Here is a 16041-nt window from a genome sequence, read left to right on the forward strand (position 1 = left end):
GGTGGATTCGACACGACAGGCCCGGTCCCTTGCGCTGGACCGGGCCTGTCTCGTGTGCTCGATATGCCGGGACGTATACCCGCCTTTTCTTACTTCATGGGCACCTGAACGTTGCCGGTGGAGTTGGCGGACATAGTGGCCGACAGCGTGCTGAACATCGATTTGACCAGGGACAGAATGGCATCCATGGCATCCTCCTCATCTGAACATCAAGGATGAGGAGAACCTAGCCGAGCCATCCGTCCGAAACATGCATTTTTCAGAAAACTCTCGCAAAGAATTCGGGCCGTTCACCGAGGCGGCGATCCACCCGGCGAACGGCCCGAAAGCCTTCCGCGCCGAAACTCAGCGCAGCGTGGCCGAAACTCAGCGCAGCGTGACCTGACGCGACCGCAGGCCGTCGCGGGAGCGGCGCTCCTCGGAGGTCAGCGGGGCATCCGACTGCACGGCCGCCGCCAGCTTCGCACCGAATTCGCGTGCGGGAGCCTCCCATTCGCTGGCGTGCTTTTCCGGATCCAGGTCGAAGACCGGCACCAGCAAACCGTGGGTGCGGAACGAGCCCGCGAACCGCGAGCCCTCGCCCAGGTGCAGGTCACCGGCCGCGTGCAGGCGGGCCAGGGCCAGCATGAGCCGATCCTCGTCCTCCGGCCGCACCCAGCGAATGTGCGCCTTCTCCCCGGCGTCCACCCACCAGGCCGCGCCGATGCCGTCCGCGCCCAGCTCCAGGCGGGCCGAGGGCATGATGGCCTGATTGGCCTGCTCGATGGTGGCCGCCACCTGCGGATCGGGGGTGACGCCCGCGGGCACCCACCAGTTGAAGTCCTGGTGCACGGTCAGGTCCAGGGCCGCGCCCGGATCCAGCACCTCCGAAAGCCGCGGCGCGCCTTCGACATCCGCGGTGCTCAGCGATTCGCCCGGCGCGGCGGCCTGGGTCCACAGGATGGCGGCGGCCAGATCCGCGGCGGGATCGGCGGACTGGAACTGCACCTGCGTACCGACGAAACCGACCGGCTCGTCACCGGCCCGCACCAGCGCGGCGACCGCACCCGGCAGCACGGTGGCGAGGGTGACCGACCGCTCGGCCGAAACGCTCGGCGACAGCTTCAAGGTGGCGGTCGCCGACGGCACGAACTCCCGGAGCGCGACCAGATCGCACTCGGCGGCCAGACCCTCGAACGGCCGCGTCACGGCCTGCGCCGCCGCCTCCTGTGCGGCGCGGCGGGCGGCCAGCTTCTCCGCGCGATTGCTGTCCGGCTTGGGACTGTTGCGCTTGCTCTTACCCATGAGTGGCAAACCTACTGTGTTTGATGCCCTCCGCTTCGCTCCGGGCGGGTTTGCGGCGCTGAAAGTCTCGTTCTTCTGGTTCAGGCGGTGGTGAGAACGGCTTTGGTGCGGGCCGGGTAGTTGGTGGCGACCCAGTCGACGCCGAGGTCGGCGCACAGTTGGACGTCTTCGGGGGCGTCGCAGGTCCAGACGTAGGTGGCGCGGCCCGCGGCGGCGGCCTTGTCGACCAGATCCGGGTGCTCGCGCAGGGTGCGCACCGACGGGCCGATGGCCGTCGCGCCGACCGTGTGGGCCGCACCGCCGGTGAGGTAGAGCGAGGATTCGCCGAGCAGGACCGTCGGGAGCAGGGGGGCGGCGCGGCGAATGCGCCAGACCGCGGTGGCGGCGAAGGACATGACCACCGCGCGGGAGTGATCCGCCGACGCGGGCGCGCCGATCCCGTAGCGATTCAGCTCGGTCAACAGCGAGGTCTCCACCAGCGCGCCGTAGCGGACCGGATGCTTGGTCTCGATGAAAAGCTTGGTGGGACGGCTCTTCCAGTCCAGCACCAGCTCGATGAGCTCGGCGAGGGTGAGCACGCCCTCGGGTTCGTCGGCGGTGCCGAAGTTCAGCGCCTTCAACTCCTCGAGGGTCAGCTCGCTGACCGCGCCCGTGCCGTTCGAGGTGCGATCCACGGTGCGGTCGTGCACGCAGACGAGGTGCCCGTCACGGGTCAGCCGGATATCGCATTCGACACCGTCCGCGCCCTCCCGCAGGGCGAGATCGTAGGCGGCGAGGGTGTGTTCGGGTCGCGCCGCCGACGCCCCCCGGTGCGCTACCACGAACGGCGCACGACTGGCCCGGCTCACTTCGCCACTACCTCCTGTTGTTCCGCGGTGACCTCATCATTCCCGACCGCGACCGCGGGCGCGCGCTCGGCGGACTCCGTCACACCAGGGCGCTCCGTCACACCCGGGCGCACCGGTTCGATCACCGGCCGCGCGGGCGCGGTGGCGATCACCCAGCGCCGCAGCGTCTTCGGCCGACCCCGCAGATCCAGACCCGCGAAGGCGCGCACCAGGGCCAGCGACGCGAGCGCGACACCGGCCGCGACCAGGTCGGTCCACATGCTGAACAGCACCCCGTCGGCCTGCGCCTGCAGCGAACTCGCGAACCTGTAGAGCACCGAGACCAGCACCAGAACCGCGTTCAACAGCCAAGCCGCCCACCAGATTCGGACCGCGCGCAGCAGCCGCGGGTCCGCGCCGTCGGCGATCCGCAAGCGGGCCGCCTCGGTCAGGAACACCCCGGGCCACACCAGATTCACCACCGGCACAACACAACCCAGCACCAGGGCGCGCAGCGTGCGCGGATCGGTCTCCCCCAGGCTCGCGTAGGCGGCGCGGCGGGTCTCGGTGAGCCAGCCGACCAGCGCCACCGCCGCCGCCAGCGCCACCGCCAGGGCGGCAATGGCGGAAACGGTCACCGCCCCATCGGAAATCCACAGCAGCCAGGGCTGGATCAGCCGGGTGCGATTGCGCAGCAGAATCCCGTAGCGGCCCAGTTCGGCGAGGGCGGCGAGCACGAAAAGGCCCGCGGTGAGCGGGATCAGGACACCGATTCGATCGCTCAACGCGGCCAGCGGACGGCGCGGGGCGACGGCCTCGGCCGGGGGACGATCGTGCAAGCCCCATTGCGGAATCTGGTGATAGCGCGGCGTCGCCGCGGCGACCGGCCGCCGGACGGGGTGCGCGGCAGCCGATTTCCGGCCCGGCGGGCGCGCCACCCAGCGGTAGTTGCGGCGGTCGGCGGGCGCGTCGACGGGGGCGGGTGAGAGCAGCACGCCGTGGCAGCGCGGGCACCAGTGCAAGGGCTTGCCCTGTACGGCCCAGCGCGCGCCGCAGCGGGCGCAGGGCTGCACGACGGCGGATCGCGATCGGCCCACCTGTCCCCCGTTCATCGCTCCACCTCTCCGCACCTAGTCGATCGTCGCCTAGTAGATCTTCGCCTCGGGACCGTCACCGATGAGCGGCCGCCCGGTCTGCTGCCAGGCCACCATGCCACCCGCGACATGGACGGCGTCGTAGCCGATCTGGTTCAAGTACTGCACGACGGTGATGGACCGACCGCCCTGTCGACAGATCACGTAGATCTCCGCGTCGATATCCAGTTCGTCCAGGCGGGCGGGCACATCGGTGATCGGGATGTGCAGGGCGCCGGGCGCGCGGCCGAGCTGCCATTCGTCGTCCTCGCGGACGTCCAGGAGCTGGGCGGGTGCGGGCGACACGGAACCCCAGCCGTCGGCGGCATCGAATTCCGCGGGCACCGCGTCGATCGGCACCGTGGGTACGTCGGGGTTCGTCACGGTTTCGATCCTGCCACGCGGGCGCGAGGGTGGTGGAGTTCCATACCTGCGCGAGGTTGGTTTCGGGAGTTATCCACATAATCCACAACCTGATCCACAGGTTGACAGCCGACCGAATAGTCCGTGTTTCCCGCGGTCGGCCGATCCGGAAGTCCCCTCCTCGTTCCGGAGCGGCCGACCCGAGCCCTCTGTCCCAGAAGGCCCCATCCAGTCTGACGCCGCAGGTCGGCCCGCGGTTCCGTTCGGAAAGGAAAAAAACGACAACACTACCGAAAAACGGAAATCCTGGGCCCGGCCAGGCAAGATCGGTAGCCTGGCGCTATGACTGTGAGCAGGGGGCTACTCGACGGCCTGGACATCAAGGGACTCAACCTCGCACTGTCGGAGGCGACGTGCCTCGGCATCGACGTGGACACCGCGGCGGGCACGCTACGGCTGGAACTCGATGTGCTGACCCTGCCCGAGGACGGCCCGCCGCCCGCCGACTGCGATATCTATCTGACCCTCACCGGGGTCAGCCGGGTCGCCTGTTCGCTGCGCCGCCAGCGCTGGGACGACCTCGAACCCGTTGTGCTCCCCCTCACCCTCGAGGGCCTGCACGACGCCGTCAACAGCTTCGGCGGCGGCGCGCTGCACGGCTGGGACTTCCTCGATCTGAGCGACAGCTCCTGGAGCCAGTGGCGCAAACTGCTCAGCTTCGACACCCGGCTGCGCGACACCGAGGGCGCGCACATGATGGAGTTCTCCCAGGAAGAGGGCATCGACCCGCGCGAACTCGATGTGCGCGTGTGGTTCGACGGCGCGGAGGTCCACGACAAGGCGGGCAATCCGATTCCCTTGCAGGAGTTCATCGCCGGTGGTGTCCGCTGGTGGCAGGCGCACGACGCGGGCGACCCGCGCACCCAGCGCCCGGACGTGGTCCCGCCGCTGTAGACAGCCGATCACACACGTAAAAGGGGTTCGGGGACGATGTCCCGGAACCCCTTTCGATTGCCTCGAGCGAAGGACCTACGCGCCCAAGCCGATCGGACAGGCGATGCCGGTGCCGTGGTCGGGGCAGTAGCCGCCGGGGTTCTTGGCCAGATACTGCTGGTGGTAGCCCTCGGCGTAGAAGAATGCGGAAAGGTCGGGCAGCGGGGCGATCTCGGTGGTGATGTCGCCGAATCCGGCCGCCGTCAAGCGTTCCTGATACATCCCCCGGGTCTCCTCGGCGACCTTGAACTGTTCGTCGTCGAAGGTATAGACGGCCGACCGGTATTGGGTACCGCGGTCATTGCCCTGCCGCATGCCCTGGGTTGGGTCGTGGTTCTCCCAGAATTGTTTGAGAATTCCCGGGTAGTCGATCACCTGCGGATCGAAGACCACCAGCACCGATTCGGTGTGCCCGGTGCGGCCCGAGCAGGTCTCCTCGTAGGTCGGGTTCGGTGTGTACCCGCCCGCGTAGCCGACCGCCGTGCTGTACACGCCCTCGAGCTGCCAATACCCCTTCTCCGCACCCCAGAAGCAGCCCATGGCCACCACCGCGAGCCGCATGTCCGCCGGGAAGGGCGGTTTCAGCGGGTGGCCATTGAGGTAGTGCTTCTCCGGAATCACCAGGGGCTCGGAACGACCGGGCAACGCTTGCTCGGCTGTGACCATGGTCGGTTCCGGTAGTCGCAAACGCCCAACGAACTCGTCGTACCACGACATGGCTCGATGCTACGGGACCCGGCGAGACCGCCGACGAAGTTGGGATCGCCAGGATTCCAAACGTTGGGAAAGATATACATCGGCCGGAATGTGGGGGCACGCAGCCCGGTTGCAGACGAGCGGGTGTACGAATGATGGTTGGGTGCGCCTCGGACCATGCCGAGGGCACACGGCCCCGACACTGAAAGGGACATCGTGGCTGTTTACACGCTGCCTGAACTTGATTACGACTACTCGGCCCTGGAGCCCTTCATCTCCGGGCAGATCAACGAGATCCACCACACCAAGCACCACGCGGCCTACGTCGCCGGTGTGAACGCCGCCCTCGAGAAGCTGGAGGAGGCGCGCGCCAAGGACGACCACGCCGCCATCTTCCTCAACGAGAAGAACCTCGCGTTCCACCTCGGCGGCCACGTCAACCACTCCATCTGGTGGAAGAGCCTGTCCAAGGACGGCGGCGACAAGCCGGTCGGCGACCTGGCCTCGGCCATCGACGAGGAGTTCGGCTCGTTCGACAAGTTCGTCGCGCAGTTCTCGGCGGCCGCCAACGGCCTGCAGGGCTCCGGCTGGGCGTGGCTGGGCTACGACACGCTGGGCAACAAGCTGCTCACCTTCCAGCTCACCGATCAGCAGGGCAACGTGCCGCTCGGCATCATCCCGCTGCTCGGCCTGGACATGTGGGAGCACGCCTTCTACCTGCAGTACAAGAACGTCAAGGCGGACTACGTCAAGGCGTTCTGGAACGTGGTGAACTGGGCCGAAATCCAGGACCGCTACAGCAAGGCCGTCAACCAGGGCAAGGGTCTTATTTTCGGCTGATGCCGGTGGGGGCTACGCCCCCACACCCCCAAAGGGATATTCGGGGGCCCAGCCCCCGAACCCCCGAGGACTCGAGGGTGTCTGCCCCGTACGCCCGATGCGTGGCCCGCGAACCGACTGGTTCGCGGGCCACTCGCATTTCAGGGCCACTCGCATTTCAGAGGCCCGGGTGCTAGCACTCTTTGGTACTTGTGTGCCAGTTCTGCTCTGGTACAACCTGGTGTTCCCAGTGGCAACAATGGGAACAGCTATAGCGACAACACCGGGCACAGCCGCCCCCTGGGAGGGTTCGGGAGGCATTCATGAATGGTCAGATCGGCGTCATGCCGTTCCACGCGGGCGGTTCGCTGCAAGGGTTCGTGATCTCCGGGCGCTGGCCCGACTCCACCAAGGAATGGGCGCAGGTGTTGGTGCTCGCGGTGCGGGTGGCGAGTCTGCCGGGGTTGTTGCCCACGTCCACGGTGTTCGGGGCGCGGGAGGAGCTTCCCGACGATCCGGATCCGGCGATGGTGGGTCTGGTCATCGCGGAGGGCACGGTATTGGGCGCGGAAGCCTTGCAGCCCGGTCAGTTTGCCGAACGTGTGCCACCCGCCCTGATCATGCTGCATCCGCCGCGCGAGACGCGGCCCTCGCTGCCCGAGTGCGCGGGCGCGGCGTCGGGCTGCCTGCTGCTGCCGGGGCTGCCGCACCTGGGGCTCGAACATCGGGCGGCCTGGGTGGAGACCGATAGCGACGGCTCGGTGACCTCGATGGTTTCGCGGGTCGGGGTGGATCCGATCAGCGATCCCGACACCGCGGTTCTGGCCATGCTGCTGGCGGCGTAAGGGTAACCGAAACCTTTCGGCAGTATCGCCAAACTTATTGTGCGCATTGCGATTTGGGCGACAGTCGTTTGCACGCGCCGGGTTTGCCGGAGTAGAGTGGCCCCGAGCGAAGGGGAGTAGCCCCCAATCACGCCGTCGACATACTGATCCTTCCCGGGTCCGGCGCGTGAACCGGAAACCTCCGGTGGGCGAGACCTTCGGCCGACAACAAACCAAACCGATTGACCGGTGCGGTGTCGGCTGAAGCGCCCCCGCATTCAGCCGACAGGCCGGAGACCTGGGAGCTGACCTTCATGATCGCCACGATATTGCTGAGTTTCGGCGTGCTCTTCCTCGCCGAACTGGGCGATAAATCGCAGCTCATGGCACTGACATTCGCGCTGCGCTACCGCTGGTGGGTGGTGCTGAGCGGCATCACCGTCGCGAGCGTGCTGGTCAATCTGATCGCCGTCGGTGTCGGCCACTTCGTCGGCGCGGCGCTGCCGACCGGTGTCATTTCGCTGTTGGCCGCGGCCACCCTCCTCGGCGTCGGCCTGTGGACCCTGCGCGAGACCCTGCCGGTGACCGCCCCGGACGACGAGCCGCAGATCGCGGCACAACCCAAGTCTCGCAACGCTTTCCTGGTCGTACTCTCGGCGTTCCTGTTGGCCGAACTCGGCGACCGGACCATGTTCGCCACCATGGCCCTGGCCACCAACAACGGCTGGGTCGCGGTGTGGATCGGCTCGGTGGCGGGCATGGTGGCCGCGGGCGGGCTGGCCATTCTGATCGGAGTGACCGTCGGCAAGCACATTCCGGAGCGGTTCATCGCGGTCTGCTCGGGCCTGCTGTTCCTGTACTTCGGCGCGCTGACCCTGCTGGAGGCCTTCGCACACGGCCTCGGCACTCCCGTCGCCGCCGCGCTGGCGCTGATCCTTCCCGCCCTCGCGGGCGGCGTGCTGTACCTGCTGCGCCGCCGCGCGCTGGATACCGCGGCCCGGCGTTCAGTCGCCGAGGACCGTGCTGCCGAACAGATCTCCGCTGCGCCGCACGAGGTCCAGTAGCGGCTCCCGCAGCGCGCGCAGGCCGTCCAGATCGCCGACCGCGATGCGCGCGGTGACCATGGCGCTCAACGCCGCGACGAGGGTCTGGCAGGCGAAGCGCTGCGGCTCGGTGTCCGCGCCCAGCACATCGGCGACCATGGCCACGAAGGTCTCCTGCAGGGCCGTGCGGCGCGCGATGGCCTCGGGACCGACGGCGTAGACCTCCACGAGAAACAAACGGGCATAGGCGGGTTGGCCCGCGAGCGCGTCCAGGTAGGCGCCCAGCACGCGCTCGATGCGCTCGGTGCGGGACTCGCCGTCGAACTCCGCGCCGGTGGCGGCCAGAATGCCCGACAGCATGAGTTCCGCGGCGCGCTCGTAGGCGGCCTCGAAACAGTCCTCCTTGGAACGGAATTGCTCGTAGAAGGTCTCGCGGGAGACACCGGCGCGCTTGATGACCGCGGCGACCGGCGTTCCGACATAACCGTTCTCGGTCATCGCCTCGGCCATGGCGAGCAGGATGCGGTCGCGTTGAGCCGCGACCACGGCTTCACGGGGAAGGCCGTGGCGGCCACGGGGCAGTTGGCGAGTTGCCGATTCGGGCATGTGGACTCCGTTGGCCGAGCAATCAGGGGGCGATCAGGCGAGCCTTCTCATTCTGCGGGGTCGAGCCGGTTGTTCGGTGGTGAAGCCCGTCGGTTCGGTGCGGGCGATCTCCAAACCACCGGCCACCCCGCCGCGGAGCGAGTAGTCGACCAGGCGCTGGGTCAGCGGGCGACACCACAGCGCCATGCTCACCCAGTAGGGCGAGACGATGCGGCGGGAGCGGCGGGCCAGCGCGTGTTCGCAGGCGTCGATGGCCGGGCCGAGCGGGGCGATGCCGGACACGGTGGTGCGGCCCAGAATGCTGCGCGCCGCCTCGGTGCCGAAGCCGCGGCTGGTCATCTCGGTGTCGAGTTCGGCGAAGTAGGCGATGCCGACCTTGGCTCCGGTGTGGCGCAATTCGATGCGCAGGGTGTCGCCCAGTGCCTCGACCGCCGCCTTGGAGGCGCTGTAGGCCCCGGCCAAGGGTAGGTGGATGGCCGCGGCCAGCGAGGAGATGAGCAGGACGTAGCCGTCGCGGTGCGCGAGGTGGGGCCCGGCGGCGCGCAGCGTGTAGTAGACGCCGAGGACATTGACGGTGAGGGTCTCCTCGAGCACGGTCGGATCCCCACCCAGGAGCGAAAGCTGCCGCGCGATACCGGCATTGCACACCACCGCGTCCAGACCGCCCAGTTCGGCGGTGAGGGAGTTGACGACTCGCTGCACCTGCGCCGGATCACCGATATCGCAGTACCGCCACGGGGCATCGCCGCAGTCGGCGGCGACCTGGGCCAGCAGCGACTCCTCGATGCCGAGCAGTGCCACGTGCGCGCCGTGCTGATGCAGCTGCCGGGCCAGCGCGGCCCCTATCCCCCGCGCCGCGCCAGTGATCAGGATGCGTTTGCCCGCGACTCGCGGGGTCTTTCGGCGGAATCCACGGAAGGCCCGGGCCGGGCTGGCATTCATGTATGCGAAACTACCACTTAGACGAACATTCGTGTTCGCAAACTTTGCGAGCACCCCTCGCAGGGGCCGCACCGAACCCCGCTAGGGTGCCTATTGACGGAGGGCCAGTGAGAGGGCCCTCCACCGTCGAGAGGACCAATCACCGTGGAGATTTCGGGCTCCGCCGCCATTGTCACCGGAGGTGCGTCCGGCCTGGGTGCGGCTACCGCCAAGCGCTTCGCCGACGCGGGCGCGACCGTCTTCGGCCTGGATCTGGCCCAGTCGATCGAGCGTGCGGGTGACAGCGTCCCCGCCGGTGTCACCCTCATCCCGACCGATGTCACCAGCGGTGACGAGGTGGCCGCCGCGGTCGCCACCGTCGTGGAATCCGGTGTGCCGCTGCGCATTGTCGTCAACTGCGCCGGTGTGGGCTGGGCGGGACGCATCCTGTCCAAGAACGGCCCGCACGATCTGGAGCTGTTCCGCACGGTGATCACCGTGAACCTGCTGGGCACGTTCAATGTGATGCGCCTGGCCGCCGACGCCATCGCCAAGACCGATCCGGTCGACGAGTACGGCTCGCGCGGCGTCATCATCAACACCGCCTCGGTCGCGGCCTTCGAGGGGCAGATCGGGCAGATCGCCTACTCGGCCTCCAAGGGCGGCGTCGCCGGTATGACCATTCCGGCCGCGCGTGACCTGGCGCAGTTCGGCATTCGCGTGAACACCATCGCGCCCGGCATCATCGACACCCCGATGCTGGCCGGTGTCACCGAGGAGTACCGCAAGGGGCTCGAGGCGGGCGTGCCGTTCCCGTCGCGCCTGGGCCGCCCGGACGAGTACGCGCAGCTGGCGCAGTACATCACCGAGCACGACTACCTCAACGGCGAGACCATCCGCATGGACGGCGCGCTGCGTATGGCTCCGCGCTGACGCCGGGTCCGGATACGACAAAGCCCGCGCCGGAAAACCGGTGCGGGCTTTGGTTATTCAAAAGTGGGCGGCGTGGGTTGAGTCACCCGCGCCCGACCTACCGAATTAGTGGGCGCGGACCGCAGCGGCCTGCGGGCCCTTCTTGCCCTCGGTGATCTCGAACGACACGGCCTGGCCCTCTTCGAGCTGACGGTAGCCGTTGCCCTCGATCTCCGAGTAGTGGACGAAAACGTCGGGGCCGTCTTCGCGGGCGATGAAGCCGTAGCCCTTCTCCGCGTTGAACCACTTGACGGTGCCCTGAACCATTACCTTCTCCTGACGAGGTGTTTCCTTGGTGCGTGGGTGACGCGGCCGCGGCACCCGGGGTCGATCAGAAGGCGGCTTGCAACTTGCTTCGCAAGGTGAAGCGACGCCCGCACAATGTTCCGCGCGAGCATGTTGAACACGAACACGAAAAACTTACGACCAAGACGTACAACGTACGCGTCCGCGAGGAGTTCCCGAAATCGCCGCGAGATGCGAACCATCACATTCGGGATAAATCGGGTATGACCAATTCCCGCTTGCTATAGGTCGGGCTCCTGCGGAAACACCGCAGGAGCCCGATCAGCCTTCGACGCCGAAGCGTCCGGGTGAGCCCTGAGAGTCGGTAGGAACTCAGAGCGTCCGGGTGAGGCGGTCGGCCAGCACCCGGGCGAAGTGCGCCGGATCCTTCAGCTCGCCGCCCTCGGCGAGAACCGCCGTGCCGTAGAGCAATTCGGCGGTCTCGGTGAGCTCCACCGGCTTGTCCGCCTCGCCGGACACCTTCGCGAACGCGTCGCGCAGGCCGGTGACCAGCGGGTGCGTCGGATTCAGCTCGAGAATGCGCTTGCTGTGCGGCAATTCCTGACCCGAGGCGCGATACATGCGTTCCAGCATCGGGGTGAAATCGAACACATCACCCACGATGCAGGCCGGGGAGGTGGTGAGCCGGTTGGTCAGGCGCACCTCCTTCACGTCCGCGTCCAGGGTTTCGCGCAGCCACGTCAGGACGTCGGCGAAATCCTTCTCCTGCTGCTCGCGCAGGGCCTCGGATTCCTTCTTCTCGTCCTCGGTCTCCAGATCCACCTCGCCCTTGGCGATGGAGACGATCGGCTTGCCCTCGAACTCGGTGACCGAGCCCACCCACATCTCGTCGACCGGGTCGGTCAGCACCAGCACCTCGAGGCCCTTGGCCTTGAACGCCTCGATGTGCGGGGAGTTCTCGATCTGCTGACGGGTCTCGCCGGTCATGTAGTAGATGGCCGACTGGGACTCCGGCATGCGCTCGACGTACTCGGCCAGCGAGGTCAGCTCGGTCTCGGAGTGCGTGGAAGCGAAAGACGAGACGCCCAGGATGGTTTCGCGGTTGTCGATGTCCGACAGCAGGCCCTCCTTGAGGACCCGGCCGAATTCCTTCCAGAACTCCTGGTACTTGGTCTTGTCCTCGGCGTTGCGCAGATCCTTGACCGTGGACAGCACCTTCTTGACCAGGCGCTTGCGGATCATCTGGATCTGCCGGTCCTGCTGCAGGATCTCGCGGGAGACATTGAGCGAGAGGTCCTGCGCGTCCACCACGCCCTTGACGAAGCGCAGGTACTCCGGCATCAGCTCTTCGCAGTTGTCCATGATGAACACCCGGCGCACGTAGAGCTGGACACCGCGCTTGTGCTCGCGGGTGAACAGGTCGAACGGCGCGTGCGACGGAATGAACAGCAGCGCCTGGTATTCGAAGGTGCCCTCGGCCTTCATGGGGATGATCTCGAGCGGATCGTCCCAGGCGTGCGAGACGTGCTTGTAGAACTCCTTGTACTCCTCGTCGGAGACCTCGGAGCGCGGGCGCGTCCACAGCGCCTTCTGCGAGTTCAGGGTCTGGGTCTCGACCAGCTTCTTCTCGGTCTTCTCCTCGCCCTCGCCGTCCATGACGGTGCGCTCGACATCCATGCGGATGGGCCAGGCGATGAAATCCGAGTACTTCTTGACGATCTCGCGGAGCTTCCACTCCTGCGTGTAGTCGAAGAGGTGGTCCTCGTCGTCGGAGGGCTTGAGGTGCAACGACACCGACGTGCCCTGCGGGGCCGCGTCCAGCTCCTCGATCGTGTAGGTGGAGCTGCCCGCCTCGGATTCCCAACGGGTGCCGGTGGTCTCGCCCGCCTTGCGGGTGGTCAGGGTGACCTTGTCGGCGACCATGAAGGTCGAGTAGAAGCCGATGCCGAACTGGCCGATCAGCTCCTCGGCCTGCTGCTGGTCCCCCGCCTTCGCCTCGAGCAGCTGCTTGCGCAGCTGGGCGGTGCCGGACTTGGCGAGCGTGCCGATCAGGTCCACGACCTCCGCGCGCGACATGCCGATGCCATTGTCACGCACGGTGAGCACGCGATTGTCGCGGTCGACCTCGAGCTCGATGTGCAGATCGGAGGTGTCGGCCTGCAGATCCTTGTCGCGGAAGGTCTCCAGCCGGAGCTTGTCGAGCGCGTCGGAGGCGTTCGAGATCAGCTCGCGCAGGAAGGTGTCCTTGTTCGAATACACCGAGTGGATCATCAGCTCCAGCAGCTGATGCGTCTCGGCCTGAAACTCCAGGTGTTCGATGTGTTCGCTCACGACGCGATATTACGACGGGCGAAGTCGGCGATGGCGGGAACCTCGGCGTCCGCGCGATCGGTCATCCAGTCCCGCAAGACCTTCGTGGCCTGCACATCGTCCTCGTTGTACTCGAGGATGCGGGTGCGCTGCGACAGGTCCGGCTCGCCGCCGTCGTAGGCGACGGCCAGGCGATACCAGGCCATGGACGCCTCGCCCCCGGCTTCCGCGTCGCGCCAGTGGAATCCGGCGACCGGCGCGATCTTCTTCAGGCCCTTGCCGTTCGGGCAGATAAACTGCTCGGACACCGCCTGGAACATGTCGACCCACTGCGGGCCGTCCACGAACTGCTGGATCTCGCGCTCGGTGGGTATGCCGGGACGACCGGCGAACCGGCGGGCCGACTCGTAGAGCCACTTGTCCTCGGCGGTGCGGGAATAGCAGTAGGCGGCAAAGGTTTTGCCGTCCACCGCGGCCTGGGCGCGCACCGCCATGAGCCAGCCCCAGAACTCGGCGAAGGAGCGGCCCTCGTCCTCGGTGGGCAGCGGATCCCAGGTGACGAACGGGCGGTAGACGCCGTCGAGCAGGGTGCCCCACAGGTACGCGCCGTGCTCCTGGAAGCTCTCGAGATCCACATCCACCTCGACGTCGGCGCGGGTGACGCGTACCCGGTCGACCCGGCGGACCAGGGGCGCACCGGTGGCCCAGGCGCGGGCGGTGACGACCGTCTCGGTGAAGGGCTCGTACTGCCAGTCGTCGGGTTCGTCGCCGTTCCAGGCGGCCAGGTCGTCGATGGTCTCGACGCCGTGGCGACGCAGCGTCTCCGCGCGCGAGCCCGGGGCCACCAGGCTCTCACATCGCGATGCTCGGCCAGCCACTGCTCACAGCTGCGGCCGCCCTCCTCCGGGGCCCGGGTCCACCAGGGGCACTGGCGGCATTCGGGGACTTTCGAAGGGACGGTGGGCAATTCGCCGCGGACCACCGCGATGCGGTCGGCGTAGCGAATGTCGTAGTCGGCCAGGATCGGGCCCAGGTCGTGCACGAGGATGCGGTCGAAGTGGTAGCCGATGGCACCGCCGACCAGGGCCGGACTGGCCAGGCCGTGGCGCTGCAGCATGCGGTAGAGGTGCGCCAGGCGCTGCTGATCGCGGGGCTGCGGGCGGGTGCGAACATGCCTGTCCGGCTTGGGATTCCACTCGTACAGATCGCTGGTGGTGGGGTGATAGTCGGCCGGGTCCGGCTGGCGGGGATCGCTGACCTTGTGGTTCACCACGATGATCGGGATATAGCCGCCGCGATCGTCGTCGCGCCAAAGGATTTCGCAGCCACCGCGACGGCCGGTGTCGGCCTCCTGCGGCAGCAGCCCGCCCCAGATGCGTTCGGCCCCGGCCGCGAGGGCGGCCATGGTGGCGGCGGCCCGCTGCTGCGCGGGCTGCTGGGGATCGATGACGGTCCACCGCTCGGGCGCGGCCCCAACCAGGGTGTCGCGCACCTGCAATCGATGCGCGGCCGCGGCCTCACGCCGCTGCTGCACACCGGCATCCTCGGCCACACCGGTCAACACGCCGGGATGGCTGGCGTCGAGGTGAAGCCGGTGCCGACATCCGATCAGCGACCGCGCGTCCAAGAACGCAGCCCGCTCGCCATGGTCACCGATGCCCGAATACACGCCAGCCAGTATGGCCTCCACCCCCGACATTCCTACGAACTGGCACCGAAACCGCCCGGCACTCGCTGTGCGGCGAGCCCACCCGTTAGGGTGATTCGCAAACTGTGTTTCATGGGCGGACAGGCAAACCCCCCGGCCCTGTGCTGCCATGGCGAACCAGCATGACGGAGGCCATTTATGGGGTTGTTCGGCAAGCGCAAGAAGAAGGTGAGCCGCCGAGCCGAGGCGAAAGCCCTCAAGCACAAGGCTGGCATGGAGGCCAAGCTCGCCGCGCGCAACGAGCGCAAGCGCAACCGTGCCGAGGCGCGTACGCACAAGCAGGTCGCCAAGGCGGAGATCGCCAAGCTGCAGGCCGAGGAGAAGGCCGCGAACAAGCTCGCCGCCCGGGCCGAACGGGATCCGTTCAGCGCGGCCTCGATCCGCAAGTATCTGGGCGTGGCGCGCATCCTGGTGCCGGTGCTGGCCCCGCTGGCCTACCGCGCCGCGACCTTCGTGCGCGGACAGCTCGACACCCGCCGCGCCCAGCAGCTGGGCGTCGGACTCGAGCAACTCGGCGAGTTCTCCGGTCCCGGCGCGAAGCTGCAGGCCCGCATCGCGAGCGCGGAATCCACGCTGTCGGATATCGAAGCCAAGCACTCCGACGCCGAGACCAAGAAGTTCGTGACCGCGAGCCGCGATCGGCTCGACAGCCTGTCCGCGGCCGTGCGCACCGCGGCCCAGATGCCGGTGCAGCGTCGCCGCGCCGTGCACGCCTCCATTTCCAACGAGCTCTCCGGCCTCGAGGCCGATGTGCTCGCGCGTCTCGGCGTGAACTGAGTACCCCATGAGCTCGGTGCGCGGTGGACTGGCAGGCGTCGCCATGGCGACACTGGCGGTCGGCGCGCACGGGTTCGCGGGCGGCGGCTATCCCGGCTCCTCGGGACTCATGCTGCTGGTGCTGGTGACGGCCGCGCTGGGCGCGCTGGCCGCCGCCATCCGCCCGCGCGCCGCGCTGCCGGTGCTCATGGTGGCGGGTCAGCCCGCCTGCCATATCGCGCTGAGCGGTCTGGTGCAGCACGGGCATGCCGCGCACGCAATGGAATTCGCCAGCCACGGCCCGATGGTGGCGGCGCACGCGGTCGCGGCCGTCGGCTGCGCCTTCCTGATCCTGGTCGCCGAGCGGCTCTACGGACTCGTCTCGCAGGCGGTCCGGGCGGTGCTCACCCGGCCCGAGGAATTCGTGACGGGGCACGCGCGATCGCGCCGCACCCGTTCGATCTGGACCCCGAAAACCCTTCTCGCACTGGGCGCGGGCGGACCGCGCGCGCCACCGGTTACGGCGTAACCCCGCTCCCT

The 16041-nt window shown here is 67.9% G+C and carries 16 protein-coding genes and 1 pseudogene; 7 read left to right on the forward strand and 10 right to left on the reverse strand.

Features of this window, described 5'->3' with window-relative positions; all coding sequences use genetic code 11:
* Positions 1–366: 366 nt before the first annotated feature.
* The 4 genes from VMT40_RS05675 to VMT40_RS05690 all read right to left on the reverse strand — a co-directional run bounded on the left by VMT40_RS05675 (position 367) and on the right by VMT40_RS05690 (position 3628).
* Positions 367–1284, reverse strand: a complete 918-nt coding sequence (locus VMT40_RS05675) for a DUF5926 family protein (RefSeq protein ID WP_326356867.1) — start codon at positions 1282–1284, stop codon at positions 367–369.
* Between the two features lie 80 nt (positions 1285–1364).
* Positions 1365–2132: a glycerophosphodiester phosphodiesterase gene (locus tag VMT40_RS05680; RefSeq protein WP_326356868.1), complete on the reverse strand. Its 768-nt coding sequence runs from the start codon at positions 2130–2132 to the stop codon at positions 1365–1367.
* Positions 2129–3223 carry a DUF4328 domain-containing protein gene (locus VMT40_RS05685; protein ID WP_326356869.1) on the reverse strand — a complete coding sequence of 365 codons (1095 nt, stop codon included), beginning with the start codon at positions 3221–3223 and terminating at the stop codon, positions 2129–2131. Before VMT40_RS05685 ends, VMT40_RS05680 begins: the two co-directional genes overlap by 4 nt.
* Positions 3224–3256: 33 nt before the next feature.
* Positions 3257–3628 (reverse strand): rhodanese-like domain-containing protein, encoded by a 372-nt coding sequence (locus tag VMT40_RS05690; RefSeq protein ID WP_326356870.1) that lies wholly within the window; start codon positions 3626–3628, stop codon positions 3257–3259.
* A gap of 321 nt (positions 3629–3949) precedes the next feature.
* On the opposite strand from VMT40_RS05690, the gene VMT40_RS05695 reads away from it, so the two are divergent.
* Complete coding sequence (locus tag VMT40_RS05695; RefSeq protein WP_326356871.1) at positions 3950–4561, forward strand: hypothetical protein; 612 nt, start codon at positions 3950–3952, stop codon at positions 4559–4561.
* A 75-nt stretch (positions 4562–4636) separates the two neighbouring features.
* Here the strand turns inward: VMT40_RS05695 and msrA are convergent, their stop codons facing one another.
* On the reverse strand, positions 4637–5317 hold the full coding sequence (gene msrA, locus VMT40_RS05700) for a peptide-methionine (S)-S-oxide reductase MsrA (protein WP_326356872.1): 681 nt from the start codon (positions 5315–5317) through the stop codon (positions 4637–4639).
* A gap of 195 nt (positions 5318–5512) precedes the next feature.
* On the opposite strand from msrA, the gene VMT40_RS05705 reads away from it, so the two are divergent.
* The 3 genes from VMT40_RS05705 to VMT40_RS05715 all read left to right on the forward strand — a co-directional run bounded on the left by VMT40_RS05705 (position 5513) and on the right by VMT40_RS05715 (position 8003).
* Positions 5513–6136: a superoxide dismutase gene (locus tag VMT40_RS05705; RefSeq protein WP_326312672.1), complete on the forward strand. Its 624-nt coding sequence runs from the start codon at positions 5513–5515 to the stop codon at positions 6134–6136.
* A gap of 302 nt (positions 6137–6438) precedes the next feature.
* Positions 6439–6960: a peptidase gene (locus tag VMT40_RS05710; protein WP_326356873.1), complete on the forward strand. Its 522-nt coding sequence runs from the start codon at positions 6439–6441 to the stop codon at positions 6958–6960.
* 293 nt (positions 6961–7253) lie between these two features.
* The gene (locus VMT40_RS05715) at positions 7254–8003 is read left to right on the forward strand and encodes a TMEM165/GDT1 family protein (protein WP_326356874.1); all 750 of its coding nucleotides are present in this window, start codon (positions 7254–7256) and stop codon (positions 8001–8003) included.
* On the opposite strand, the gene VMT40_RS05720 is transcribed toward VMT40_RS05715, so the two are convergent.
* Positions 7944–8588 (reverse strand): TetR/AcrR family transcriptional regulator, encoded by a 645-nt coding sequence (locus VMT40_RS05720; protein ID WP_326356875.1) that lies wholly within the window; start codon positions 8586–8588, stop codon positions 7944–7946. The two genes, VMT40_RS05715 and VMT40_RS05720, sit on opposite strands and share 60 nt — an antisense overlap.
* 33 nt (positions 8589–8621) lie before the next feature.
* Positions 8622–9530: an SDR family NAD(P)-dependent oxidoreductase gene (locus VMT40_RS05725; protein WP_326356876.1), complete on the reverse strand. Its 909-nt coding sequence runs from the start codon at positions 9528–9530 to the stop codon at positions 8622–8624.
* Positions 9531–9674: 144 nt separating this feature from the next.
* Between VMT40_RS05725 and VMT40_RS05730 the strand changes: the two genes are divergently transcribed.
* Complete coding sequence (locus tag VMT40_RS05730; RefSeq protein WP_326312677.1) at positions 9675–10442, forward strand: SDR family NAD(P)-dependent oxidoreductase; 768 nt, start codon at positions 9675–9677, stop codon at positions 10440–10442.
* 105 nt (positions 10443–10547) lie between these two features.
* On the opposite strand, the gene VMT40_RS05735 is transcribed toward VMT40_RS05730, so the two are convergent.
* The 3 genes and pseudogenes from VMT40_RS05735 to VMT40_RS05745 all read right to left on the reverse strand — a co-directional run bounded on the left by VMT40_RS05735 (position 10548) and on the right by VMT40_RS05745 (position 14752).
* Positions 10548–10748, reverse strand: a complete 201-nt coding sequence (locus VMT40_RS05735; RefSeq protein ID WP_326312678.1) for a cold-shock protein — start codon at positions 10746–10748, stop codon at positions 10548–10550.
* 351 nt (positions 10749–11099) lie between these two features.
* The gene (gene htpG / locus VMT40_RS05740; RefSeq protein ID WP_326356877.1) at positions 11100–13058 is read right to left on the reverse strand and encodes a molecular chaperone HtpG; all 1959 of its coding nucleotides are present in this window, start codon (positions 13056–13058) and stop codon (positions 11100–11102) included.
* Positions 13055–14752 (reverse strand): annotated as a pseudogene (locus VMT40_RS05745) (TM0106 family RecB-like putative nuclease). The gene htpG and the pseudogene VMT40_RS05745 overlap by 4 nt, the downstream one beginning before the upstream one ends.
* Before the next feature lie 131 nt (positions 14753–14883).
* Here VMT40_RS05745 and VMT40_RS05750 point away from each other — a divergent pair.
* A complete protein-coding gene (locus VMT40_RS05750; RefSeq protein WP_326356878.1) occupies positions 14884–15522 on the forward strand; it encodes a DUF6474 family protein in 639 nt (212 codons plus the stop codon).
* A gap of 7 nt (positions 15523–15529) precedes the next feature.
* Positions 15530–16030, forward strand: coding sequence for a hypothetical protein (locus VMT40_RS05755; RefSeq protein ID WP_326356879.1), 501 nt, complete (start codon positions 15530–15532; stop codon positions 16028–16030).
* The last annotated feature ends 11 nt before the right edge of the window (positions 16031–16041 follow it).

The sequence above is a fragment of the Nocardia sp. CDC160 genome, from assembly GCF_035818795.1.
Classification (GTDB): Bacteria; Actinomycetota; Actinomycetes; order Mycobacteriales; family Mycobacteriaceae; genus Nocardia.